Source organism: Novosphingobium olei (genome assembly GCF_037076535.1).
In the GTDB taxonomy this organism is placed as follows: domain Bacteria; phylum Pseudomonadota; class Alphaproteobacteria; order Sphingomonadales; family Sphingomonadaceae; genus Novosphingobium; species Novosphingobium olei.
Genome location: NZ_AP029021.1, coordinates 2196789 through 2216034 on the forward strand (window position 1 = coordinate 2196789; position 19246 = coordinate 2216034).

Sequence of the window (19246 nt, forward strand, 5' to 3'; positions counted from 1 at the left end):
CCCAAGTGACAAGGGGTTTGCAGGGGCAGTCCCGATTTGGCACGTCGCACACGGTAATGGTTAATCATTTGTTTCAGATGAGAACTTCCGCCGCTGGCCCTTGCCCCAGGAAATGGACCGGACTGGCACTGGCGCCATAAGCTCCGGCACAGAACACGGCGACCAGATCACCCTCCTCGGCCCGCGGAAAACCGCCCTTCTCGGCAAGTCGGTCAAGCGGTGTGCACAGGCATCCGACCACGCTCGCCTCTTCTTCCACCGGCGCATCGAAGCGCGTGGCGATGGCGCTGGGATAGTTGCGCCTGACGACGGTGCCGAAGTTGCCGCTGGCCGCCAGCTGGTGATGCAGGCCGCCATCGGTGACGAGAAATATTTCGCCGTGGCTTTGCTTCCGATCGATCACCCGGGTCAGGTAAACCCCTGATTCGCCGACGAGAAACCGGCCCAGCTCGATGCAGAAAGCGGTATCGCGCAAAACCGCGGGCATATCGGCGAAGCGCTCGGCCAGGGCATTGCCGACGGCGGCAAGGTCCAGGGGCTTGTCGCCGGGGAAATAGGGGATGCCGAAGCCGCCGCCGAGATTGCATTTCGGCACGGTCACGCCCGCCTCTTCGGCAAGCCGTGCAGCGAGGGCAAGGGTCTGCGCCTGCGTCTCGATGATCGCGGCGGCGTCCAGCGCCTGGCTTCCGGCGAAGATGTGGAACCCGCGCCAGTCGGCCCCGGCATCGACCAGCCGACGCGCCAGCGCGGGCACCTTGTCCGCATCGATGCCGAACGGCTTGGCCCCGCCGCCCATCTTCATGCCCGATCCCTTGAGATCGAAATCGGGATTGACGCGAATGGCAAGGCGCGGCGTCACGCCGATCTTCCCGGCAATCTCCAGCGCGCGCTCGGCCTCGCGCACCGATTCAAGATTAAGCGTCACGCCCTTGGCAATGGCCAGTTCCAGCTCGGCATCGCGCTTGCCGGGGCCGGCGAAGCTGACCTTGGCAGGATCGATCCCGGCCGCCTCGACCAAAGCGAGCTCCCCGCCAGAGGCGACGTCGAAGCCGTCGACCAGCCCGGCCATGTGCGCCAGCAGCGGGGCGAAAGGGTTGGCCTTGACCGCATAGTGGATCGCCAGCCGGTCGGGCATCGCCGCGCGCAGGGCGGCGACGCGCGCATCGAGCCGTTCGCGGGCATAGACGAACAGGGGGGTGCGGCCCGCCTCGGCGACCAGATCGCTCGCCTTGCGACCGGCAATGGCGAGTTCGCCGTCGATCGCGACAAATCCTTCGGGGATGGGACCGAGCGGTTTCATGCCTCGAGCCCTTGCGCGAGTTCGGCGGCGAGCGCAACGCGATCGAGCTTGCCGTTGGGGCTGACCGGCATGACATCGCGCCAGTGGACGTGGCGCGGCACCATGAAATTGGGCAGCGAACGCGCCAGCGCCGTGGTGAGCGCCGGCGTATCGGCCTCGCCCGTGGCCCGCGCGACGAGGTGGATCGCTTGGCCCAGCTGCGGATCGGGCAGGCCCAGCGCCACCGCCTCTGCCACCAGCCCGGTCGCGACGGCGGCTTCCTCCACCTCCTGCGGGCTGACCCGGTTGCCACTGGTCTTGATCATCGCGTCGCGTCGACCGACGAAGTGCAGCAGCCCCTGCACATCGCGCCGCACACGGTCGCCCGACCACACCGCCATGCCGCCCATTACCGAGAACGCGGGCGCAGGCCTGAAACGCTCGGCAGTGCGCTCCGCATCCTGCCAGTAGCCCCGGGCAACGAGCGGCCCGGCATGGACCAGTTCGCCCTCCTCGTCCGGGCCCGCCGCGCGTCCGTCGTCGGTCACGACCAGGATTTCCGCAAAGGGAATGGCCGTGCCGATCGAGGTCGGGTGCGCATCGACCAGCGCGGGATCGAGGAAGGTCGACCGGAAGGCTTCGGTCAGGCCGTACATCGGGTAGAGATCGGCCTGCGGGAACGTGCGGCGCAAGGCCGCGACCAGCAAGGGAGTCAGCGCGCCGCCGCTGTTGGTCAGCCGCCGCAGCTTCGCCGCGATCTCGAGGGGCCACGGGAGTTCGACCAGGTGCAGCCACAGCGGCGGGACCGCGGCGATGGTCGTGATGCCGTGCCGATCCACCGCCTTCATCACGTCGCGCGGCATCAGGTAGTCGAGCGGGACCACACTGCCGCCGGCATGCCAGGTCGAAAGCAGCTGGTTCTGGCCGTAGTCGAAGGCGAACGGCAGGACCGCGAGCACGCGATCCGACGGCGCGATCTTGAGATAATGGGCAACGCTGGCCGCCCCCAGCCATAGATTGGCGTTGGACAGCATCACCCCCTTGGGGCGCCCGGTCGATCCGCTGGTATAGAGGATAGCGGCCAGCGCATCATCCTCAGCATCTGACGGAGGAAGCGGGGTCAGGTCCCTGATTTCAGACCAGATCGCCGCTTCATCGCAAAGCGACGTATGGTTCGCGTCGCCCGGCTCCAGGCTGGTCAGGCGGCCTGCATTTGCAATGAGCAGGCGCGCACCGCTATCGGCCAGAATGTGCGCGACTTGCGCGCGCTTGAGCAGCGGATTGATCGGCACGTGCACCAGCCCGGCACGGACGGCGGCGAGCGGCACGAGGCACGTGAGCTCGCCCTTGCCCGCCCAGGTTGCAATGCGTTCACCCTTCGCTGATACCTTGCCGCGCAGCCAGGCGGCGAGCTGTCCGACGCGGGCATCGAGCTCTGCGTAAGTGAGCGTGCCCGAACGAAGCACCAGCGCGGGCGCGCCAGCCTCGCCGCGCAGGGGCAGATGGTCGAGCGGGCGAACGATGGCGTCGGGTTCAGCGGTCACGCGGGGATTACCTTGGTGGCTCTGGTCAGTCGCAGGCAAAGGCGGAAGGGCAATTTGGCGATCCGGGTCTATCACGTCGATCTGCGCGAAGCGCAAGCCGATCCGGCGCTCGCCGCGCTGTTCGCGAGATCGGACACGAGCGCGCCGTTCGACCGGCTGGACTGGCTTCGCCTGCTGGCCGAGACGTGCTTTGCGCAAGGCCGGTGCTTCCTCGCCGTGGCGCGCGAAGGCGATCGGATCGTGGCCCTGCCCTTGCGCGAAACGGCGTTCGGGTTCGCGCAACTGGGCAACTGGTACAGCTTCTTCATCCGCCCGCTCGGGCGCGATGTGGACTTGCTGTCCGCACTCGCCGCCAGCTTGCACCGGCCGCTGCGGCTTTACCCTATGCTGCAGGAGGACGCCGAAGCGATGGCCGGGGCGCTGCGATCGCAGGGCTGGCTCGGCAACATCGAAGTGTGTGATTTCAACTATTATTGCGACATAACCTCATCCTGTTTCGAGGATTGGTGGCGCGCACGCCCCGGTGCGTTGCGTGCCACGGTGCGCCGAAAGGGGCGCGACGGTGCGGTCGATCTTCAGGTGCTTTCGCAATTCAGCGATGACGCGTGGGACGCGTACGAAACAGTCTATCAGCGCAGCTGGAAGCCCGCCGAAGGCAACCCCGCGTTCCTGCGCCGCTTTGCCGAAGCGGAAGGCGCTGCTGGTGCACTCCGGCTGGGCATCGCGCGGATCGATGGCGAACCCGTCGCCGCGCAGTTCTGGACGATCGAGGGCGGCACTGCATGGATCCACAAGCTGGCCCACGACGAACGGCACAAGGCCCGCTCCCCGGGCACGTTACTTGCTCAAGCAATGTTTTCCCATGCGATCGACGTCGACAAGGTATCGCGGATCGACTTCGGAACCGGCGCGGATGCCTACAAGCGGGACTGGATGGATGCGGTCCGCCCACTATACAGGATTGAATTTCATAGACTATCTTCGCCATCCAGCTGGCCCCGCCTCGCACGGCTGGCTCTGCGCGGATGGATCAAGCGCCCCCTTGTTTTGCCGGGTTCCACTGGTTAGAGGCCGGAAAAACAGCGATTTCGTGCGGGAGCAGTGAGGGTGAGCGCTTTGGCCAGTGACGATACCGACGACCGGCTGCGTGCCATCCTGCGCGACGTGCTTGGGCTGAATGCCGATACCGTCGCCAGCTTCGACGCCGATACCGCGCTGTTCGGCGCCATCCCCGAACTCGATTCGATGGCGGTGGCCGGCCTGCTGACCGAGATCGAGGATCGCTTCGGCATCGTCATCGACGACGACGACATCGATGGCGAGGTGCTGGAAACCTACGGCAACCTTCTCGCCTTCACTGCGGCGCGCCTCGGCTAGAAGCGTCCCGAAACCGGACCATTGCGCTGACGACACTGCGGGCGCTTTGCGCTATCGCAGGTGCCTCGTCATGGAATTCTGCGCGACCTGGACCTGCCCCGGCCCCGACGGCCCCATCCATGAGCATGCGGCCGCCTTCGATCGGGGCCGCGAACGCCGCGTGCTGATCGTGCCTGCGCTGTTCGAGGAGCAGAACCGCACCCGTCGGCTGCTGGTCGAAACCATGCGGCGGCTCGATGCGGCGGGGCTCGACAGCTTCCTGCCAGACCTGCCCGGCTGCAACGAAAGTCCGCAGGATTTCGCGCACCAGAGCCTTCATGCCTGGCGCCGGGCGATGGCCGATGCGACCGCACAGTTCGCCGCCACGCAAGTCCTCGCCGTGCGCGGCGGGGCGCTGGTCTTCCCCGCGCACCTGCCCGGCCACGTGCTCGAACCGGTCAAGGGCGCATCACTGCTCCGCCACCTGCTGCGCGCGCGCGTGATCTCAGGGCGCGAGGCGGGCGAGCAGCTTACGATTGAGGGCCTGCTCGATCAGGGCCGCGAGCAGGGCCTGATCCTTGCCGGCTATCGCTTCAACCCGGCGATGATCGCCGGGCTGGAAGGCGCCCTTCCCGCGCATGAAGGCCAGCGCACGATCCTGCTGTCCGAGCTGGGCGGCGGCGCGGCGCTATGGACACGCGCCGAACCCGGCGAGGATGCTGCGCAGGCTGCTGCACTTGCCCGGATCGTTGCGGCATGATGCGCCGGCATCTGGGCTTTGCCTGCGAAGGGGCACAGCTTGTCGGCACGCTCGACACGCCGAGCGCAGCCGGGACAACGGGGCTGCTGGTGGTTTCGGGCGGCAATGAAATCCGCAGCGGCGCCTTTGCCGGCATGGCGCGGCTGACCGCGCAGCTGGCGCGCGAGGAAGGCGTGCCCTGCTTCCGCTTCGACCGGCGCGGCGTGGGCGAAAGCGAGGGCGAGAACCACGGCTACCGCTCGAGCGCGCCCGACATCGCCGCAGCGCTCGCCGCGTTCCGGCAGGCAGCGCCGCATCTCAGGCGGGTGGTCGGCTTCGGCATCTGCGACGCCGCCAGCGCGCTGGCACTGTTTGGCGGCGATGCCGGACTGGACGGGCTGATCCTCGCCAACCCGTGGACGCGCGACGATGCCGAAGAGGCTGCTGGCGCGCTGCCGGCAGGCGCACTGTGGCGGCGTTATCTTAGCAAGCTGGCCCGCCCGAGCGAATGGCGGCGGCTGCTGAGCGGGGGCGTCAGCATTGCCAGCATGGCGCGCGACGTGGGCGGCGCCGCAAGGGCACCGCGCGCCTCAGCGCTGGTGCGCGAGATGGACGAAGCCTTGTCGCGCTTTGCCGGGCCGGTCTCGATCCTGCTGGCCGAAGGCGACCGAACCGCCCAGCTGTTCGAGGCGGCTTGGCCACGCACGGACCAACGCATCGCCCGGCACGCCAGCGCCGGACACGCCTTTGACAGCGAACCGGCGCGCGATTGGCTGATCGCGCGCCTGCGGGAAGCCCTGGCCTAGGGGCCAGTTATTCGGCCGCTTCGGCCTGGTGCGCGGCGAAGTCGAGCTCGGCCAGGAAACGCTCGGCATCGAGCGCGGCCATACAGCCCGTGCCGGCGGCGGTCACCGCCTGGCGATAGGTGTGGTCCATCACGTCGCCACAGGCGAACACGCCGGGGATCGCGGTCGTTGGCGTGCCCGGCTGGACGACGATATAGCCGCTCTCGTCCAGCTCGAGCTTGCCCTTGAACAGTTCGGTCGCCGGCGCATGGCCGATGGCGACGAACGCACCGTCGGTCGCGAGCGACGACTTTTCGCCGGTTACGGTGTCGACTAGCTCGACTGCCTGCAGGCCGCCACCGCCAAGGTCGCCCGAAAAGCTCTCGACCGCCTTGTTCCACAGCACCTTGACGTTGGGATGCGCGAACAGGCGATCCTGCAGGATCTTCTCGGCGCGCAGGCTGTCGCGGCGATGGATCAGCGTGACGTCGGGTGAGTGGTTGGTGAGGTAGAGCGCCTCTTCCACCGCGGTGTTGCCGCCGCCGATGACCACGACCTTCTTGCCGCGATAGAAGAAGCCGTCGCACGTGGCGCAGGCCGAAACGCCCTTGCCCGAAAATTCGACTTCGCCCGGAACGCCAAGCCACTTGGCCTGTGCGCCGGTGGCGATGACCAGGACATCACCTTCGTACACATCGCCGCTGTCGCCGATGGCGCGGAAGGGCGAACCATCCAGGCTGACTTCCAGGATCGTGTCCCACATCATCCGCGTGCCGACGTGCTCCGCCTGGGCTTGCATTTCCTGCATGAGCCACGGGCCCTGGATCACGTCGCGGAAGCCCGGGTAATTCTCGACATCGGTGGTGATGGTCAGCTGGCCACCGGGCTGCAGACCCTGCACCACGATCGGCTGCATGCCCGCGCGCGCGCCATAGATCGCGGCGGAAAGGCCGGCGGGGCCGGAACCGATGATGAGCATGCGGGTCTTGTGCGTCGTCGCCATGAAGGGTCCTCCAGTCGAGGGCCGAGATAGAATCTGCGCGGGCAGATTACGAGTCCGGCGCCGCAGTTTTCCCTTGTTTGATCCCAAGCAATGTTTGTGTCGGAATCTTTCTGCATTGCTAATGCGAGTTTATCGCATTAGCCGGCGTGCGGGGCGATGGGGGGAACATGAACATTTTGAATTCGATCGTGCGCGGTGCGCTCACCCTGTCGCTGGCGCTGCCTTCGGCGGTGGCCTTCGCCGCGCCGGGAACGGGTGATGAGGTCTATGGCGCGACGACCGAGGCCGGGAAGGTAGAGCTGGAAACGCGCTATGGCCGGCTTCTGGGCGGCGCCGATGCCGGCGAAGACGCGCTCAAGCTCGAAGCCGCCTACTCGCCCTCCTCGCGCCTGCGCCTGGGTGCGCAAGTCGAGCTCGAACGCGAACCTTCGGGCCCGCGCAAGGCCGAAGCGATGAGCTTCGAGGCGATCTACGGCCTCGGCCGCGTCGCAGGCATCGATGTCGCCGTCTATGGCGAATATGAAGTCGGCCTGCTGCACGAAACGCCCGATGCGCTCGAAGGCAAGATCCTGCTGCAGCGCAAGGCCGGCCCGTTCGACGCGCGGCTCAACCTGATCTTCCAGAAGGCGCTGGCCACGGGCGAGCGCGTGCAACTGGGCTATGCCGCGTCGGCCGACTACGCCGTGGCGGGCGACGAAGTCCGGCTGGGCCTGGCCGCGTTCGGCGAACTTGGCGATTTCCGCCGGTTCGCGCCGCATGCCGAACATTTCCTCGGCCCGGTGGTCAAGGGTGAGGTCGAAGGCCTGGGGCCCGAGATCGCGATCGAAGCCGGCTATCTCTTCGCCATCGACAAGGCGCGCGACGATACCCGGGGCCAGCTGCGGCTGCTGCTCGAAGTGGAGTTCTGAAAAAGGAACGGGCGGCCGCTTACCGCAGCCGCCCATTCTGATTGGAGAAGAAGCCTTATTCCGCGAACACGATCCTGTAGGCGCGGTAGGTGAACTTCCAGGCGCCGTCGATCCGGCGCAGCCGATCGTCGTAGCGGCCATTGTTGTAGACGCGTTTTCCCGTCTGGGGGTCGTCGTAGATCTCTATGGTATAAGCAACGGCCGTGGCCTCGTCGCCATCCACCTCGATCGATCCGGGCTGCATGAAGTAGATCATTGGCCGGGTCATGTTGTCGAGGCCATAGGCCTTCATCGATTCGACCCAGCCGGCGACGATCGTCTCGCGGCCCGTGAACACCCCCAGATCAGGGTATTCGGGCAGTTCCCATTGCGCGTCCTCGGCCCAGATCGAGCCCCACAGCGCGGCGTCCTTCGTCATCACGCCGTGCGCGTGCGTATCCATCAGTTCGCGGATCGCGGTGCGGTCCTCGATCGGGCCGGTAAACGGCATGGCTTTGCTCCTCCCTTACCAGGCGTGCGGTTCGCCGTTCCACTTGAGGAAATCACCCGAAGTTTCGAGCGTCCAGTCGGCGGCCACCTTGCGAATGCCGGCAGCGGATTCGGCGGGCGTGATGTCGGCGCCGGCGCCGCCCATGTCGGTCTGCACCCAGCCAGGATGCACCAGCCCGACAATGACGCCCCTGTCCTTGAGATCGATCGCCACCGAGCGCATCAGCCGGTTGAGCGCAGCCTTCGACGCGGCATAGGCGTAGAACCCGCCATAGGGCCAGGTCGACGCGCCGAGCTGGCTGGTGATGTTGATCACCTTGGCACCCTTGTCCATGCGCGGCAGGAACGCCTGCAGCACGCGCAAGGGGCCCTGCACCATCACGTTGAACGTATCGTTCCACGCCTGCCAGTCCGCCGTCTCCAGCTCCTTCTCGGACGAAGGCCCGGTCACGCCGGCGACATTGTAGAGCACGTCGATGGGATCGCTGCCGCTGGCGGCGGCGGCGGCCTTCACCGAAGCATCTTCGGCCACGTCCATCGCATGGATCGTCAGCTTGCCGTTCGATGCGGCGGCAAGATCGTTGAGCTGGTCGCTGGCCGAGCGCGCCAGCGCGATCACATTGTCCCCCGCTTCGACGTGCTGGCGCGCGATCTCCAGCCCGATGCCGCGCGCGGCGCCGGTGATTGCTACGGTTGCCATGACTTATCTTCTCCCTTCGAGCCAGTCGTTGAGCACTTCGTGGAAGAAGCGCACACGGGTTTCCTGTGCCGGCAGGTAGGCGTCTTCATAGCCCTTCGAATGCATGCCGGCCTGCATACCTTCGGCCAGCTCCATGTCCTGGTAAACTATCTGTCCTGCGAGTTCGGGGATGCCGCGCCCGCCATCGAAATCGCGATGCTCGCAGGTTTCCACCTCGCGCAGCGGCTTTTCGCCGGCCATGATCGATTGACAGGTCTCTTGCCCTTCCACCGGGAATGCCATGCACCACAGGTCGAAGAAGCACTTCTCCGGGTCCTCGGGGTGCGGTTCGCTGCGGAAGAAGATTAGGTTGTCGGGCAGGAAGCTGATCGTCACGTTCGGGAAGATCACCGTGTGCGGGCTGTCGGTGATCTGTTCATCGTCCATGTCCTTGTAGTGGACATAGCCCCGCTCCTGCCACAGCCGGCGCTTGGCGGCTTTCAGGTCGAGCCAGCCCTGCATCGCCATGTCCTCGTACGAGGCATAGCTCGACGGATCGATATCCCATTGCTGCAGGATCGCCTCGAACGGGTGCGGCACGCCTTCGGGCAGCCGGTCGGACAGCGACGGACGCATCGGCTGCACGGTGCGACCATGCCCGCGCGGCCACATTTCGTGGCGGGCGGTGTCGACATCCTGGTCGATCCATGGCGGCACCTGCGGATGCGCGGTGCGGGTGTGGTAGCTTTCCGAGAAGTTGTCGGTCACGAACTTCCAGTTGGCGTTCAGCGCGATGCGGTACCACGCCACGCGGACGGCGCTGTCCATCGGGTAGCTCTTGTAGAGCTGCGGCATCGGATCGAGATAGTCGAGCAGCGGCTCGGCCTTGGGGTCCATCGTGTACCACACGAACCCGCCCCATGTGTCGCAGCGCAGTTCCTTCAGGCTGAGCTTTCCGCACGGATCGCCCTGCGGAAAATCGTGCCCGTCCTGCGCGAACTGCAGCACGCCGTCCTTGCCCCACTTCCAGCCGTGGTACGGGCAGGTGATCGCCTCAAGCGAGGAGCTTTCCGCAACCATGCGCATGCCACGGTGGCGGCAGGAATTGTAGAAGGCGCGGATCGACCCGTCATCCTGGCGGATGCAGATCACCGATTCCTTCATGAAGGTGTGGACGAGGAAGTCGCCCGGCTCGGGAATTTCGGCAGTGCGCCCGGCGACATGCCAGATGCGCGACCACAGGCCATCCCACTCCTTTTGCGCGAATTCCTTCGAATAGTAGCGATCGCCGGTGATCGGATCGCCACGCAGGTTGGCCGGATCGCGGCCATCGAGCGCGGCAAAGCTGGCGCTGTTCTCGTTCATCGTCGTCTCCCGCTCGTCCGTCTGCTGCGGATGCCGTGGGCCAAGCTGTGGCCCAGCGGTGCACGGCGGGATACTGGCAGAAGAACCAGATTAAAGTCCAGTCGGATTGTTTTCTTCGAGGTCGAGAATACCGGCAGCCGCCTCGGCGTGCAGCAAAGCCACCACGCGCGCCACCAGCCGGCGAACCAGCGCCGCGCGCTTCGCGCCGATGACGGGCAGGTTGAGCATGAGACCCATGTGGGCCGTCACCACGAAATCGCTGACGAGCTTCATCGTCTCCCACCGCGCCTGCCATTGCGGGAAGCTCTCGATCATTTCCGAGATCCAGACGGCATCGAAGCGCTGTGCGGCGGGCAGGAACACCCGCTCCAGGTCGCTATCGCTGCGGGCCGCCACAGCCAGCTCGACATAGGCCGCATAGTCGCGCGTCTGGACGCTGCGCCAGTACGCCTCTGTGCTGATTTCGAACAGCGACTCGTCGCGCGCGCCGGCGACAGCAGCGAGGTAATCGTCGAGGAAGGCCTGCATCCGGCGATAGAACACATGCTCCACCACGGCGGCGGCAAGATCCATGCGGGTGGCGAAGTGGTGGTGCATCGCCCCGCGCGAGGAGCCCGTACGCTCTGCCACCTTCTGCGTCGTGAGCCCGGCGTACCCCTCCTCGACCAGGCAGTCGATCGCGGCTTCCACCAGCCGGACGCGCGTGCGCACGCTCTTGCGCTGCTGCCAGCGCTCGGGCTCTGCCGCGAGATCTGCGGGAAGCATCGCATCGAGCATGCGTTGCTGCATCGTGGTGGCCATTCGGGCTCCTATCACAAACTTCAGGTTTTCGCGCGTGTGAACGGTGGCAAAAGAAACCGGCAAGGGTGCCTGTTTTCACGCCTCAAGCCGCAGAAATGCAACCTGCGAGTTTGGTGAGTGGGCATGAGGCGGGCATCAGGAGGATAGTGCGGTCCAACGGTCGCCGGCGTTCCAGATTCGCCGTCAGACCGCCCCTTGCGGGGAGCCGCCTGGAGAGGAACCGAAGATGACCGTTGAGCAGCCGATCTCGCGCTATTCGCCCGAATTCGACGTCGCCGTGCGCGGCGATACGATCACCGCAGACCGCTACATCAGCAAGGAATGGATGGAGCTGGAGCGCGACCGGCTGTGGCCCAAGGTGTGGCACCTGGGCGGCGTGACGGCCGAGCTGGAGGAAGAAGGCGATTTCATCCGCCACAACTTCGGCAAGGAATCGGTCATCATGGTCAAGCAGGCCGATGGCTCGATCAAGGCGTTCTACAACTCCTGCCCGCACCGCGGTAACCGCCTGATCCTGGGCGATGCCGGTTCGACCCCGCGCATCACCTGCGGCTATCACGGCTGGCAGTTCGATCCCGACGGCACGCTGGTCCACGTGCAGGACCCGGACGATTTCGCCGGCGGCAACCCCTGCGGCAAGACCAAGCTGTCCGAACTGCGCTGCGAAACCTGGGGTCCGTTCGTGTTCTGGTGCATGGACGACGATGTCGCCCCGCTGCACGAATGGCTCTCGCCCTTCCCCGAACGGCTCAAGGGCTACAAGCTGGAAAACTGGGTGCGCGTGCTGAACGTGTCGGCCGATGCGAACTTCAACTGGAAGATCATCCGCGACAACTTCAACGAGAGCTACCACCTCCCCACCATCCACCCCGAGCTGGCCACGTTCATCAACGACGGCCTGCCGACCACGCTGTTCGAGATGTACGAGAGCGGTCACAACGCGATGTGGATGATCGGCCACCAGGCCACCACCCGCAAAGACTACGTCAGCGGCGACGTGCCGCCGGGCCTCTATGAAGCGGCCGAAGCCTGGGGCATCGATCCCAAGGAATATCGCGGCCGCACCAACGACATCCGCGAGGCGGTGATCAAGGCCAAGCGCGAAAAGGGCGCCGAGCGCGGCTATGACTACAGCGAGATGACCGACCAGCAGCTGGTGGACTACTTCCACTGCACGCTGTTCCCCAACCTCACCATCACGATGTCGCCCGAACAGTGCCAGATCCTGCGCACCGAACCGCACCCCACCGACCCGGAAAAGTGCGTGTTCCAGCACTGGTGCCTCTATCCGCCGGTCGAAGGCATGACCGAGATCGACACGCCCGTGGGCCGCGCACCGTTCATGCACGATGCGATCCACCGCCACTCGGTCTACGGTGACGGCGTATCGGTGGGCTACGTCGCCGATCAGGACCTGTCGATCGGCACCACCCAGCAGCAGGGCCTCAATTCGCGCGGCTTCAAGGGCTGCCTGCTGCCCGGCCAGGAAAAGCGCATCCAGCGCTTCCACGAACTGCTCAACGACTACGTCAAGGGCGGCGCGTGAGCGCACTGCCGCAGGGGACGGCCGCCTTGCCGGCGGTCGTTCCCGGCCGCACGGGGCCGCACCTGATGCAGGCGGCCTTCATCGTCGATGACGTCGAAGCGGCCGCGCGGGCCTGGACCAGGGCCACCGGCATCGGCCCCTTCTTCATCGTGCCCCACATCCAGCTGGCCGAACTGGACTATCGCGGGCGACCGGCAGAGGGCATCGATTTCTCGGTTGCGCTTGCCCAGTCGGGCGGCACGCAGATCGAGCTGATCCAGCAGCACTGCGACCGGCCCAGCGCCTATCGCGACACCATCGCCAGGGGTGCGCAGGGGTTCCACCACTTCTGCATCTACACCGATGCCTATGACGAGACGCGCCAGCGCTATCTCGACCAGGGCTTCATCAGCGCGGTCGATGGCCGGTTCGGCGCGATGCGCTTCTGCTACATCGATACCTCTCCCGAGCTCGGCTGCATGATCGAGATCGTCGAGGAGGATGCGGGCCAGACCGAGGCGTTCACCCGCATCGCGCAAGCAGCGCTGGATTGGGATGGCGTGACCGACCCCATCCGCCCCCTGTTCGCCTGACCACAGACCACGATGCAGCCCGCAAAGGGCGCGTCGCAACAGCACCTCACCTTGGGAGAAAACCGTGTCCGTGACTTGCCCGATCGAGGATCGTCTCGCGATCCAGGACCTGATGATCGCCTATGCCCATGCCGTGGACAGCATCGGCAACATCGATGGCATTCTCGACGTGTTCACCGAGGATGCGGTGTTCGATCTTTCCGGGATCGGCCTCGCCGCGCTCGAAGGCCATGACGGCATCCGCGGCTTCTTCACCAACGTCTTTGCCAACATGGCGCACCATGCGCACTACCTGACCAACTTCGCGGTCACCGCCTATGCCGGCGATACGGCATCGATGCGCGCCTATGTGATCGGCATGGGCGTGGGCAAGGACGGCAGCACGGTCACCGTCAACGGCCGCTATTACTTCGACGTCCGGCGCACCGCCGCCGGCTGGAAGGCCACGCGCTACACCATGGATTTCCTGCTGCCGCTATCGGGCACGCTCGAGAACGCGAAGTAGGACGGGAGCGAAAACGTGAACCCAGATCTCGTGAACCTGACCGGCAAGGTTGCCATCGTCACCGGCGCCGGCGTCGGCATGGGCCGGGCGACCGCCTGCCTGCTCGCCGCGCGTGGCGCCAGGGTCATCGTCTCGGACATCAACGCCGAGACTGCCGCCGCCACCACGGAGGCGATCCGCGCGGCGGGCGGCGAAGCCCACGCCTTCTGCTGCGACGTTGCCGACGAAGCGCAGGTCGCACGTCTGGTGGCAGAAGCGGTCGCGGTGTTCGGCAAGCTCGATTGCGCGGTCAACAACGCGGCGATCACGCCGGACAACCTCCCCATCCACGAAGCCGACATGGCGGCTTTCGACCGGGTGATGAACGTCGACCTGCGCTCGGTCATGCTGTGCATGAAGTACGAGATTGCGCAGATCCTGCGCCAAGGCACGCAAGGCTCGATCGTCAACATCGGCTCGGTCAGCTCGGTGCGACCGCAACCGTTCAATCCCGCCTACGTGGCCGCCAAGCATGGCGTGATCGGCCTGACCAAGGTTGGCAGCCTTGACTACGCAGGCAAGGGCATTCGCGTGAACGCCGTGCTGCCCGGCGCCATCGACACGCCCATGCTGCGCGGCGCGCTCGAAACCACGGGCAATACCGAAGAAGATTTCGCCCCTGCCCTGTCGCTGTTCGGCCGCTTCGGCAAGCCGGAGGAAGTCGCCGAAGCAAGCGCATGGCTCTGCTCGGACGCCTCGAGCTATGTCACCGGCCACAGCCTTGCGGTCGAAGGCGGCTATCTGACGCGCTGACCGATTCGCACGCCGCGCAACGAAAAGGCCCCGGCTCCTGATGGAACCGGGGCCTTTTTCATGTCAGCTGGACGATGGCGTCAGACCTGGCTGAAGCCGCCGTCGATCACGAATTCGGCGCAGGTCACGAAGCTGGCCGCTTCGCTGCACAGATAGACAACGCCGCCGCCCATCTCGTCGGGACGGCCCTGTCGCCCGATCGGGTGGCGCGCTTCCATGTTGGCCTGCGCCGCTTCGCGCGAAGGCGCCGCGCCCAGTTCGACATAGCGGTCCATGATCGAGCCGAGCATGCCGGTATCGACCCCGCCCGGATGCACCGAGTTGACGCGGATGTTGTAGCCCAGCGCGGCGAATTCGGCGCCAAGGCACTTGCTCAACATCTTCACCGCCGCCTTGCTGGTGCAATAGGCCGCGTTGAACGGCGCGCCGCGCAGGCCGCCCACACTCGAGAAGTTGACCACCGACGCGCCCCCCTTCCGCGCCTTGCCGCCTTCGCGCAGCAGCGGCAGCAGCACTTGCGTGCCGATGATGATCGAATCGACATTCACGGCGTTGACGCGGTGGAACGCCTCGAGGCTGGTATCCTCGAATTTCTCGACGATCGAGATGCCGGCATTGTTCACCAGCGCGTCGAGCCGGCCGTAGTCCTTGTAGATCTTGCCCGCTAGCGCTTCCCAGTCCTGCTCGCTGGTGACGTCGTGCCGCACATAGGCATCGGCGCCTTTGATATCGGCGGTTTCGGCCATGTCGGTGGCGATCACCGTGGCGTTTGCGGCCTTGAGCGCCTTGACCAGTTCGCGGCCGATGCCGCCGGCCGCGCCGGTAACCACGGCCACCACGTTGTCGAGAGCGATTGTCATTGTGCGGTGAATCCCCCGTCGATGACCAGCTCGGCGCCGGTCATGTAGCTTGAATCCTCGGATGCGAGGAAGAATGCGGCGCTGGCCAGTTCGCTCGGCTGCGCGAGCCGCCCGATCGGCGTCGAGGCAACGACGCCCGCCACCAGATCATCGGGCTTCTCTGCAAAGCCCTGGTCGACCCAGCGCTGGAAGCCGGCCTTCAGCAGCGGCGTTTCGACGAAGCCGGGATGCAGCGAGTTGGCGCGGATCGGCGTCTGCTTCTGCGCGAACTCGATCGCTATGCCCTTGGTGAACAGCCGCACGGCGCCCTTGCTGGCGTTGTAGGCCGAAACCTCGTTCATGCCGACAAGGCCCATGATCGAGCTGACGTTGATGATCGACGAACCGCCGCGAACATCCTTGCCGCTTTCGGCCATCAGCGGGGTGAAGTGCTTCACCCCCAGGAACACGCCGTCGACGTTGATCGACATGATCCGCCGCCAGCCTTCCATCGACAGGCTCTCGACCGCACCGGTCAGGTCGATGCCGGCATTGTTGACCAGGATGTGGCACTTGCCGTGGCGTTCCTTGACCAGGGCAACGGCGCGCTCCCAGTCCTCTTCCTTGGCGACATTGGCAGAAACGTAGCTGGCCGCCTGGCCAATCCTGGCCATCGTCTCGCGCGCCAGATCGCTGTCTGGCGCATCGAGGTCGGACAGCACGACTTCGGCACCTTCGGCCAGGAAGCGTTCGACGCAGGCGAGGCCGATGCCGCGCAGGCCGCCGGAGACGAAAGCGACGCGGCCCTTCAGCCGCTGGGCAGACAATTCCATGCTCTCAGACCCCCATCATGCCGGCAGTTGTTGCACCGTCGATGGCGAGTTCCGCGCCCGACACGAAGGCCGCCTCGTCCGAAGCGAGGTAGGCGACGAGGCCAGCGATTTCTTCCAGCTTGGCCATGCGGCCCATCGGCGACATCGCGTTGTACATCGCGCGCGCGCCGTCCGGATCGGCCTGCGCGGCAAGGATGCCCATGATCAACTCGGTCTCGACCACGCCCGGCAGGATCGCATTGACGCGGATGTTGTAGCCCCGCTGCCCGCAATGCACCGCCGCCGACTTGGCGAGCGCGCAGACTGCCGCCTTGGTCACCGAGTAGGTGACGTAGTTGCCCAGCGGGCGCGTGGCGTTCATCGAGGAATTGATGATGATCGACCCGCCCGAACCGCCGGGATTGGCCTTCATTGCCCGAATCGCGTGCTGCACGGTCAGCATAACGCCGGTCTGGTTCACGGCGACGACGTTGTTCCAGCCGTCGATCCCGACGTCTTCGATGCTCGCATCGCCGCTTTCGGTGCCAGCATTGGCAAAGGCGATGTCGAGCCGTCCGAACGCGCTCAGAACCTCGTCGATCAGGCCGGGCCAGCTATCGGCATCCTGCACGCGGTGCGTGGCAAAGCGCGCGCCGGTTTCCTCGCACAGCGCGCGGGCGACTTCGGCCTTCGAGCCGGTGAAGAACACCTTCGCGCCGTCCGCGCTCAGTCGCCGCACGGCGGCCGCGCCGATCCCGGTCGTGCCGCCCGTGATGAGCGCGACCTTGCCTTCCAGTCTTCCAGCCATGTTCTCTCCCGCCGGTTTCCGGCTCATCAGGAATTCCGTGGTCGAAAGTGGTAGGCGACTGGGCTCTCTGCGCAACCTATGCTTTTTTGCAAGGTGACGCGCGCACGCGGGACCGGCAAAACCGGCAACATTGACGGAAATATCCCGACCGGGTGAGGAATCGAGAAAATGGCCGAAAGTGACCCCCAGATCGGCGGCGGACTCGCCCGCTGCGACAACGGCATCAGCTGGCAGGACCTGATGGCGCAGGATTCGCGGCCCGCGCCCGCGATCCTGACCGAAGAAAGCTACCAGTACCGCGGCAGCGAGCCGCTCGACGCCGCCCGCTACACCAGCGAGGACTTTGCCAAGCTCGAGCGCGAGAAGATGTGGCCCCACGTGTGGCAGTTCGCCGCGCGCGAAGAGGACATTCCCGAGCCCGGCGACTACATCGTGTTCGAGAACGTCGGCCGTTCCTGGCTGATCAGCCGGCAGGACGATGGCTCGGTCAAGGCAATGCACAACGTCTGCCTCCACCGCGGGCGCAAGCTGCGCACCGAGGACGGCGCGGCCGACAAGTTCGTCTGCCCGTTCCACGGCTTTGCCTGGAACAAGGACGGCAGCTTCGACGGCATGCCCTGCTCGTGGGACTTCAAGCACCTGCAGAAGGACAAGATGGGACTGCCCGAGGCCGAAGTCGGCCGCTGGGGCGGATACATCTTCCTGCGCGAGGAAAAGGGCGGGCCGACCCTCGAGGAATTCCTTGCCCCGATCCCCGAATTCTTCAAGCGCTGGCGCCACGAAGAATGCACCACAGTGATCTACGTCGCCAAGGAAGTGCCGGCGAACTGGAAGGTCACCGCCGAAGCCTTCATGGAAGCCTGGCACACCGTCGTCACCCACCCGCAGCTGCTCCCCTTCACCGGTGACGCGAACAGCGCCTACTGGACCTGGGGCGACAACGTGAACGTCAATCTGGTGCCCTTCGGCATCATGAGCCCGCACATCGACGGCGAAGGTCGCAGCCAGCAGTGGATCGTCGACGAATTCGTCAAGTACAACGGCCGCAGCGCCGACAATTACGAATCGAGCGGCGATCCCTTCGCGGTGACCGTGCCCGAAGGCATGACGGCGCGCGAAGCGCTCGGCGCGGCGATGCGCAAGGGCTATACCGAACAGACCGGCTACGACCACGATCACGCCACCGATGCCGAACTGCTCGATGGCCTTGTCTATAACGTGTTCCCGAACTTCGCGCCGTGGGGCGGGTTCATGCCGAACATCGTCTATCGCTGGCGCCCCGGCGCCACGCCCGACACCTGCCTGATGGAAGTGCGCATCCTCGCCCGCGTCAAGAAGGGCGAACCGATCCCTCGCGCCGTGCCGATGAAGCTGCTGACGGCGGATCAGAAGTGGACCGACGCGCCCGAACTCGGCGTGCTGGGCGACGTGTTCGAACAGGACATGGAAAACCTGCCCTATGTGCAGCAGGGCCTCCACGCCTCCAAGACCGGCCAGGTCAACCTGGGCGACTACCAGGAAATCCGCATCCGCCAGTTCCACCAGACGCTGGACAAGTACCTGAACGGCGAGCTGGGGGCCAAGGCATGAGCGAAGACGCGACAGAGAGCCATCCGCCGCGCATCGACTGCGTGCTGGTCTGCGGCGGGGTCTGGCATGACATGGACTTCGCCCGGCTGGAGCTGCTGAAGCTGCTGGCCGAAGACCCGCGCGTGCGCACCCGCGTGTTCGAGGATTACGAGAACATCGCCGCGATCGAGGCGGCCGACATCCTCATCACCTACACCTGCGACGTCACGCCTTCGCTGAAGGCGCAGGAAGCGCTGCGCAGCTGGCTGCAGGCGGGCGGGCGCTGGTATGCGCTGCACGGCACCAACTCGGTGCTGCGCTTCCTGACCGAAGGGCCGAACAAGGACCTGTGGGATGCGCCGCGCTGGGCGCCGCTGATGATGGACCTGCTCGGCAGCCAGTTCATCAGCCACCCGCCGATCGCGCCCTACACGGTCACCGTGGCCGACCACGATCACCCGCTGACGCAGGGGATCGAGGCGTTCGACACCACCGACGAGCTGTACCACCTCGAATGCCACGGCGATCTGCACGTGCTGCTGGAAACCGAGTGCACCGAACCCGGCACCGGCTTCGTCGAGGCGGCGGACGCGCCCGGCACCCATCCGGTGATGTACATCAAGGCCCATGGCAAGGGTGCGGTGCTCTACAACACGCTCGGCCATTGCCGCGGCCACTACGATCTCCAGCCGATGCTCGACTGGTGGCCCACGGTGGATCGCTGCGCGTGGGATCTCCCGGTGTTCTACGACCTCCTGCGGCGGGGGATCGGCTGGATCAAGGACCGAGCGCCCCGGCAGGGCTGAACTCGACGAATTCGCCTCCCGCATCGACCGGAGGCTTTGCCACAACGGA

Annotated in this window: 21 protein-coding genes; 11 read left to right on the top strand and 10 right to left on the bottom strand. The window is 65.8% G+C overall.

Annotation, left to right across the window (positions count from 1 at the left end; all coding sequences use genetic code 11):
- Positions 1-73: 73 nt before the first annotated feature.
- Entirely contained in the window at positions 74-1300 is a 1227-nt protein-coding gene (locus AACH40_RS10345) for a pyridoxal-dependent decarboxylase, exosortase A system-associated (RefSeq protein ID WP_338642339.1), read from the bottom strand.
- Entirely contained in the window at positions 1297-2823 is a 1527-nt protein-coding gene (locus AACH40_RS10350; RefSeq protein ID WP_338642340.1) for an acyl-CoA ligase (AMP-forming), exosortase A system-associated, read from the bottom strand. The genes AACH40_RS10345 and AACH40_RS10350 overlap by 4 nt, the downstream gene beginning before the upstream one ends.
- Before the next feature lie 54 nt (positions 2824-2877).
- On the opposite strand from AACH40_RS10350, the gene AACH40_RS10355 reads away from it, so the two are divergent.
- The 4 genes from AACH40_RS10355 to AACH40_RS10370 all read left to right on the top strand — a co-directional run bounded on the left by AACH40_RS10355 (position 2878) and on the right by AACH40_RS10370 (position 5724).
- Complete coding sequence (locus tag AACH40_RS10355) at positions 2878-3891, top strand: GNAT family N-acetyltransferase (protein WP_338642341.1); 1014 nt, start codon at positions 2878-2880, stop codon at positions 3889-3891.
- A gap of 39 nt (positions 3892-3930) precedes the next feature.
- The gene (locus tag AACH40_RS10360; RefSeq protein WP_420874035.1) at positions 3931-4200 is read left to right on the top strand and encodes an acyl carrier protein; all 270 of its coding nucleotides are present in this window, start codon (positions 3931-3933) and stop codon (positions 4198-4200) included.
- A gap of 70 nt (positions 4201-4270) precedes the next feature.
- Positions 4271-4939 (top strand): hypothetical protein, encoded by a 669-nt coding sequence (locus AACH40_RS10365; RefSeq protein ID WP_338642342.1) that lies wholly within the window; start codon positions 4271-4273, stop codon positions 4937-4939.
- A complete protein-coding gene (locus AACH40_RS10370; protein ID WP_338642343.1) occupies positions 4936-5724 on the top strand; it encodes a hydrolase 1, exosortase A system-associated in 789 nt (262 codons plus the stop codon). The genes AACH40_RS10365 and AACH40_RS10370 overlap by 4 nt, the downstream gene beginning before the upstream one ends.
- A gap of 7 nt (positions 5725-5731) precedes the next feature.
- On the opposite strand, the gene trxB is transcribed toward AACH40_RS10370, so the two are convergent.
- Positions 5732-6706 (bottom strand): thioredoxin-disulfide reductase, encoded by a 975-nt coding sequence (gene trxB / locus AACH40_RS10375; RefSeq protein WP_338642344.1) that lies wholly within the window; start codon positions 6704-6706, stop codon positions 5732-5734.
- Positions 6707-6873: 167 nt separating this feature from the next.
- Between trxB and AACH40_RS10380 the strand changes: the two genes are divergently transcribed.
- A complete protein-coding gene (locus AACH40_RS10380; protein ID WP_338642345.1) occupies positions 6874-7614 on the top strand; it encodes a hypothetical protein in 741 nt (246 codons plus the stop codon).
- Between the two features lie 55 nt (positions 7615-7669).
- On the opposite strand, the gene AACH40_RS10385 is transcribed toward AACH40_RS10380, so the two are convergent.
- From AACH40_RS10385 to AACH40_RS10400, 4 genes are all read right to left on the bottom strand, one after another.
- Positions 7670-8104, bottom strand: a complete 435-nt coding sequence (locus AACH40_RS10385) for a nuclear transport factor 2 family protein (RefSeq protein WP_338642346.1) — start codon at positions 8102-8104, stop codon at positions 7670-7672.
- Between the two features lie 15 nt (positions 8105-8119).
- Positions 8120-8803, bottom strand: coding sequence for an SDR family oxidoreductase (locus AACH40_RS10390; protein WP_338642347.1), 684 nt, complete (start codon positions 8801-8803; stop codon positions 8120-8122).
- 3 nt (positions 8804-8806) lie between these two features.
- A complete protein-coding gene (locus tag AACH40_RS10395) occupies positions 8807-10147 on the bottom strand; it encodes an aromatic ring-hydroxylating dioxygenase subunit alpha (RefSeq protein ID WP_338642348.1) in 1341 nt (446 codons plus the stop codon).
- A gap of 90 nt (positions 10148-10237) precedes the next feature.
- Positions 10238-10948, bottom strand: coding sequence for a TetR/AcrR family transcriptional regulator (locus tag AACH40_RS10400; RefSeq protein ID WP_338642349.1), 711 nt, complete (start codon positions 10946-10948; stop codon positions 10238-10240).
- Between the two features lie 226 nt (positions 10949-11174).
- Here AACH40_RS10400 and AACH40_RS10405 point away from each other — a divergent pair, with 226 nt between their 5' ends.
- The 4 genes from AACH40_RS10405 (at position 11175) to AACH40_RS10420 (ending at position 14363) form a co-directional block, all read left to right on the top strand.
- Positions 11175-12494 (top strand): aromatic ring-hydroxylating dioxygenase subunit alpha, encoded by a 1320-nt coding sequence (locus tag AACH40_RS10405; RefSeq protein WP_338642350.1) that lies wholly within the window; start codon positions 11175-11177, stop codon positions 12492-12494.
- Positions 12491-13066, top strand: a complete 576-nt coding sequence (locus tag AACH40_RS10410; protein WP_338642351.1) for a VOC family protein — start codon at positions 12491-12493, stop codon at positions 13064-13066. Before AACH40_RS10405 ends, AACH40_RS10410 begins: the two co-directional genes overlap by 4 nt.
- Positions 13067-13130: 64 nt before the next feature.
- Positions 13131-13571 carry a nuclear transport factor 2 family protein gene (locus tag AACH40_RS10415; RefSeq protein WP_338642352.1) on the top strand — a complete coding sequence of 147 codons (441 nt, stop codon included), beginning with the start codon at positions 13131-13133 and terminating at the stop codon, positions 13569-13571.
- Positions 13572-13586: 15 nt separating this feature from the next.
- Positions 13587-14363: a glucose 1-dehydrogenase gene (locus AACH40_RS10420; protein WP_338642353.1), complete on the top strand. Its 777-nt coding sequence runs from the start codon at positions 13587-13589 to the stop codon at positions 14361-14363.
- An 80-nt stretch (positions 14364-14443) separates the two neighbouring features.
- Here AACH40_RS10420 and AACH40_RS10425 read toward each other — a convergent pair whose 3' ends face one another.
- The 3 genes from AACH40_RS10425 to AACH40_RS10435 are packed head-to-tail and all read right to left on the bottom strand — an operon-like array spanning position 14444 to position 16822.
- On the bottom strand, positions 14444-15223 hold the full coding sequence (locus AACH40_RS10425) for an SDR family NAD(P)-dependent oxidoreductase (protein ID WP_338642354.1): 780 nt from the start codon (positions 15221-15223) through the stop codon (positions 14444-14446).
- Positions 15220-16035: an SDR family NAD(P)-dependent oxidoreductase gene (locus tag AACH40_RS10430; RefSeq protein ID WP_338642355.1), complete on the bottom strand. Its 816-nt coding sequence runs from the start codon at positions 16033-16035 to the stop codon at positions 15220-15222. The genes AACH40_RS10425 and AACH40_RS10430 overlap by 4 nt, the downstream gene beginning before the upstream one ends.
- Positions 16036-16039: 4 nt before the next feature.
- A complete protein-coding gene (locus AACH40_RS10435; protein ID WP_338642356.1) occupies positions 16040-16822 on the bottom strand; it encodes an SDR family NAD(P)-dependent oxidoreductase in 783 nt (260 codons plus the stop codon).
- 168 nt (positions 16823-16990) lie between these two features.
- On the opposite strand from AACH40_RS10435, the gene AACH40_RS10440 reads away from it, so the two are divergent.
- Complete coding sequence (locus tag AACH40_RS10440) at positions 16991-18412, top strand: aromatic ring-hydroxylating dioxygenase subunit alpha (protein ID WP_338642357.1); 1422 nt, start codon at positions 16991-16993, stop codon at positions 18410-18412.
- Positions 18409-19197 carry a ThuA domain-containing protein gene (locus AACH40_RS10445; protein ID WP_338642358.1) on the top strand — a complete coding sequence of 263 codons (789 nt, stop codon included), beginning with the start codon at positions 18409-18411 and terminating at the stop codon, positions 19195-19197. Before AACH40_RS10440 ends, AACH40_RS10445 begins: the two co-directional genes overlap by 4 nt.
- The last annotated feature ends 49 nt before the right edge of the window (positions 19198-19246 follow it).

What these genes read in the sequence shown, in the direction of transcription:
- AACH40_RS10380 (WP_338642345.1), top strand. Translation starts at nt 6,874, where the DNA reads ATGAACATTTTGAATTCGATCGTGCGCGGTGCGCTCACCCTGTCGCTG.
- trxB (WP_338642344.1), bottom strand. Translation starts at nt 6,706, where the DNA reads ATGGCGACGACGCACAAGACCCGCATGCTCATCATCGGTTCCGGCCCC.
- AACH40_RS10435 (WP_338642356.1), bottom strand. Translation starts at nt 16,822, where the DNA reads ATGGCTGGAAGACTGGAAGGCAAGGTCGCGCTCATCACGGGCGGCACG.
- AACH40_RS10345 (WP_338642339.1), bottom strand. Translation starts at nt 1,300, where the DNA reads ATGAAACCGCTCGGTCCCATCCCCGAAGGATTTGTCGCGATCGACGGC.
- AACH40_RS10425 (WP_338642354.1), bottom strand. Translation starts at nt 15,223, where the DNA reads ATGACAATCGCTCTCGACAACGTGGTGGCCGTGGTTACCGGCGCGGCC.
- AACH40_RS10390 (WP_338642347.1), bottom strand. Translation starts at nt 8,803, where the DNA reads ATGGCAACCGTAGCAATCACCGGCGCCGCGCGCGGCATCGGGCTGGAG.
- AACH40_RS10440 (WP_338642357.1), top strand. Translation starts at nt 16,991, where the DNA reads ATGGCCGAAAGTGACCCCCAGATCGGCGGCGGACTCGCCCGCTGCGAC.
- AACH40_RS10395 (WP_338642348.1), bottom strand. Translation starts at nt 10,147, where the DNA reads ATGAACGAGAACAGCGCCAGCTTTGCCGCGCTCGATGGCCGCGATCCG.
- AACH40_RS10370 (WP_338642343.1), top strand. Translation starts at nt 4,936, where the DNA reads ATGATGCGCCGGCATCTGGGCTTTGCCTGCGAAGGGGCACAGCTTGTC.
- AACH40_RS10430 (WP_338642355.1), bottom strand. Translation starts at nt 16,035, where the DNA reads ATGGAATTGTCTGCCCAGCGGCTGAAGGGCCGCGTCGCTTTCGTCTCC.
- AACH40_RS10385 (WP_338642346.1), bottom strand. Translation starts at nt 8,104, where the DNA reads ATGCCGTTTACCGGCCCGATCGAGGACCGCACCGCGATCCGCGAACTG.
- AACH40_RS10365 (WP_338642342.1), top strand. Translation starts at nt 4,271, where the DNA reads ATGGAATTCTGCGCGACCTGGACCTGCCCCGGCCCCGACGGCCCCATC.
- AACH40_RS10400 (WP_338642349.1), bottom strand. Translation starts at nt 10,948, where the DNA reads ATGGCCACCACGATGCAGCAACGCATGCTCGATGCGATGCTTCCCGCA.
- AACH40_RS10445 (WP_338642358.1), top strand. Translation starts at nt 18,409, where the DNA reads ATGAGCGAAGACGCGACAGAGAGCCATCCGCCGCGCATCGACTGCGTG.
- AACH40_RS10405 (WP_338642350.1), top strand. Translation starts at nt 11,175, where the DNA reads ATGACCGTTGAGCAGCCGATCTCGCGCTATTCGCCCGAATTCGACGTC.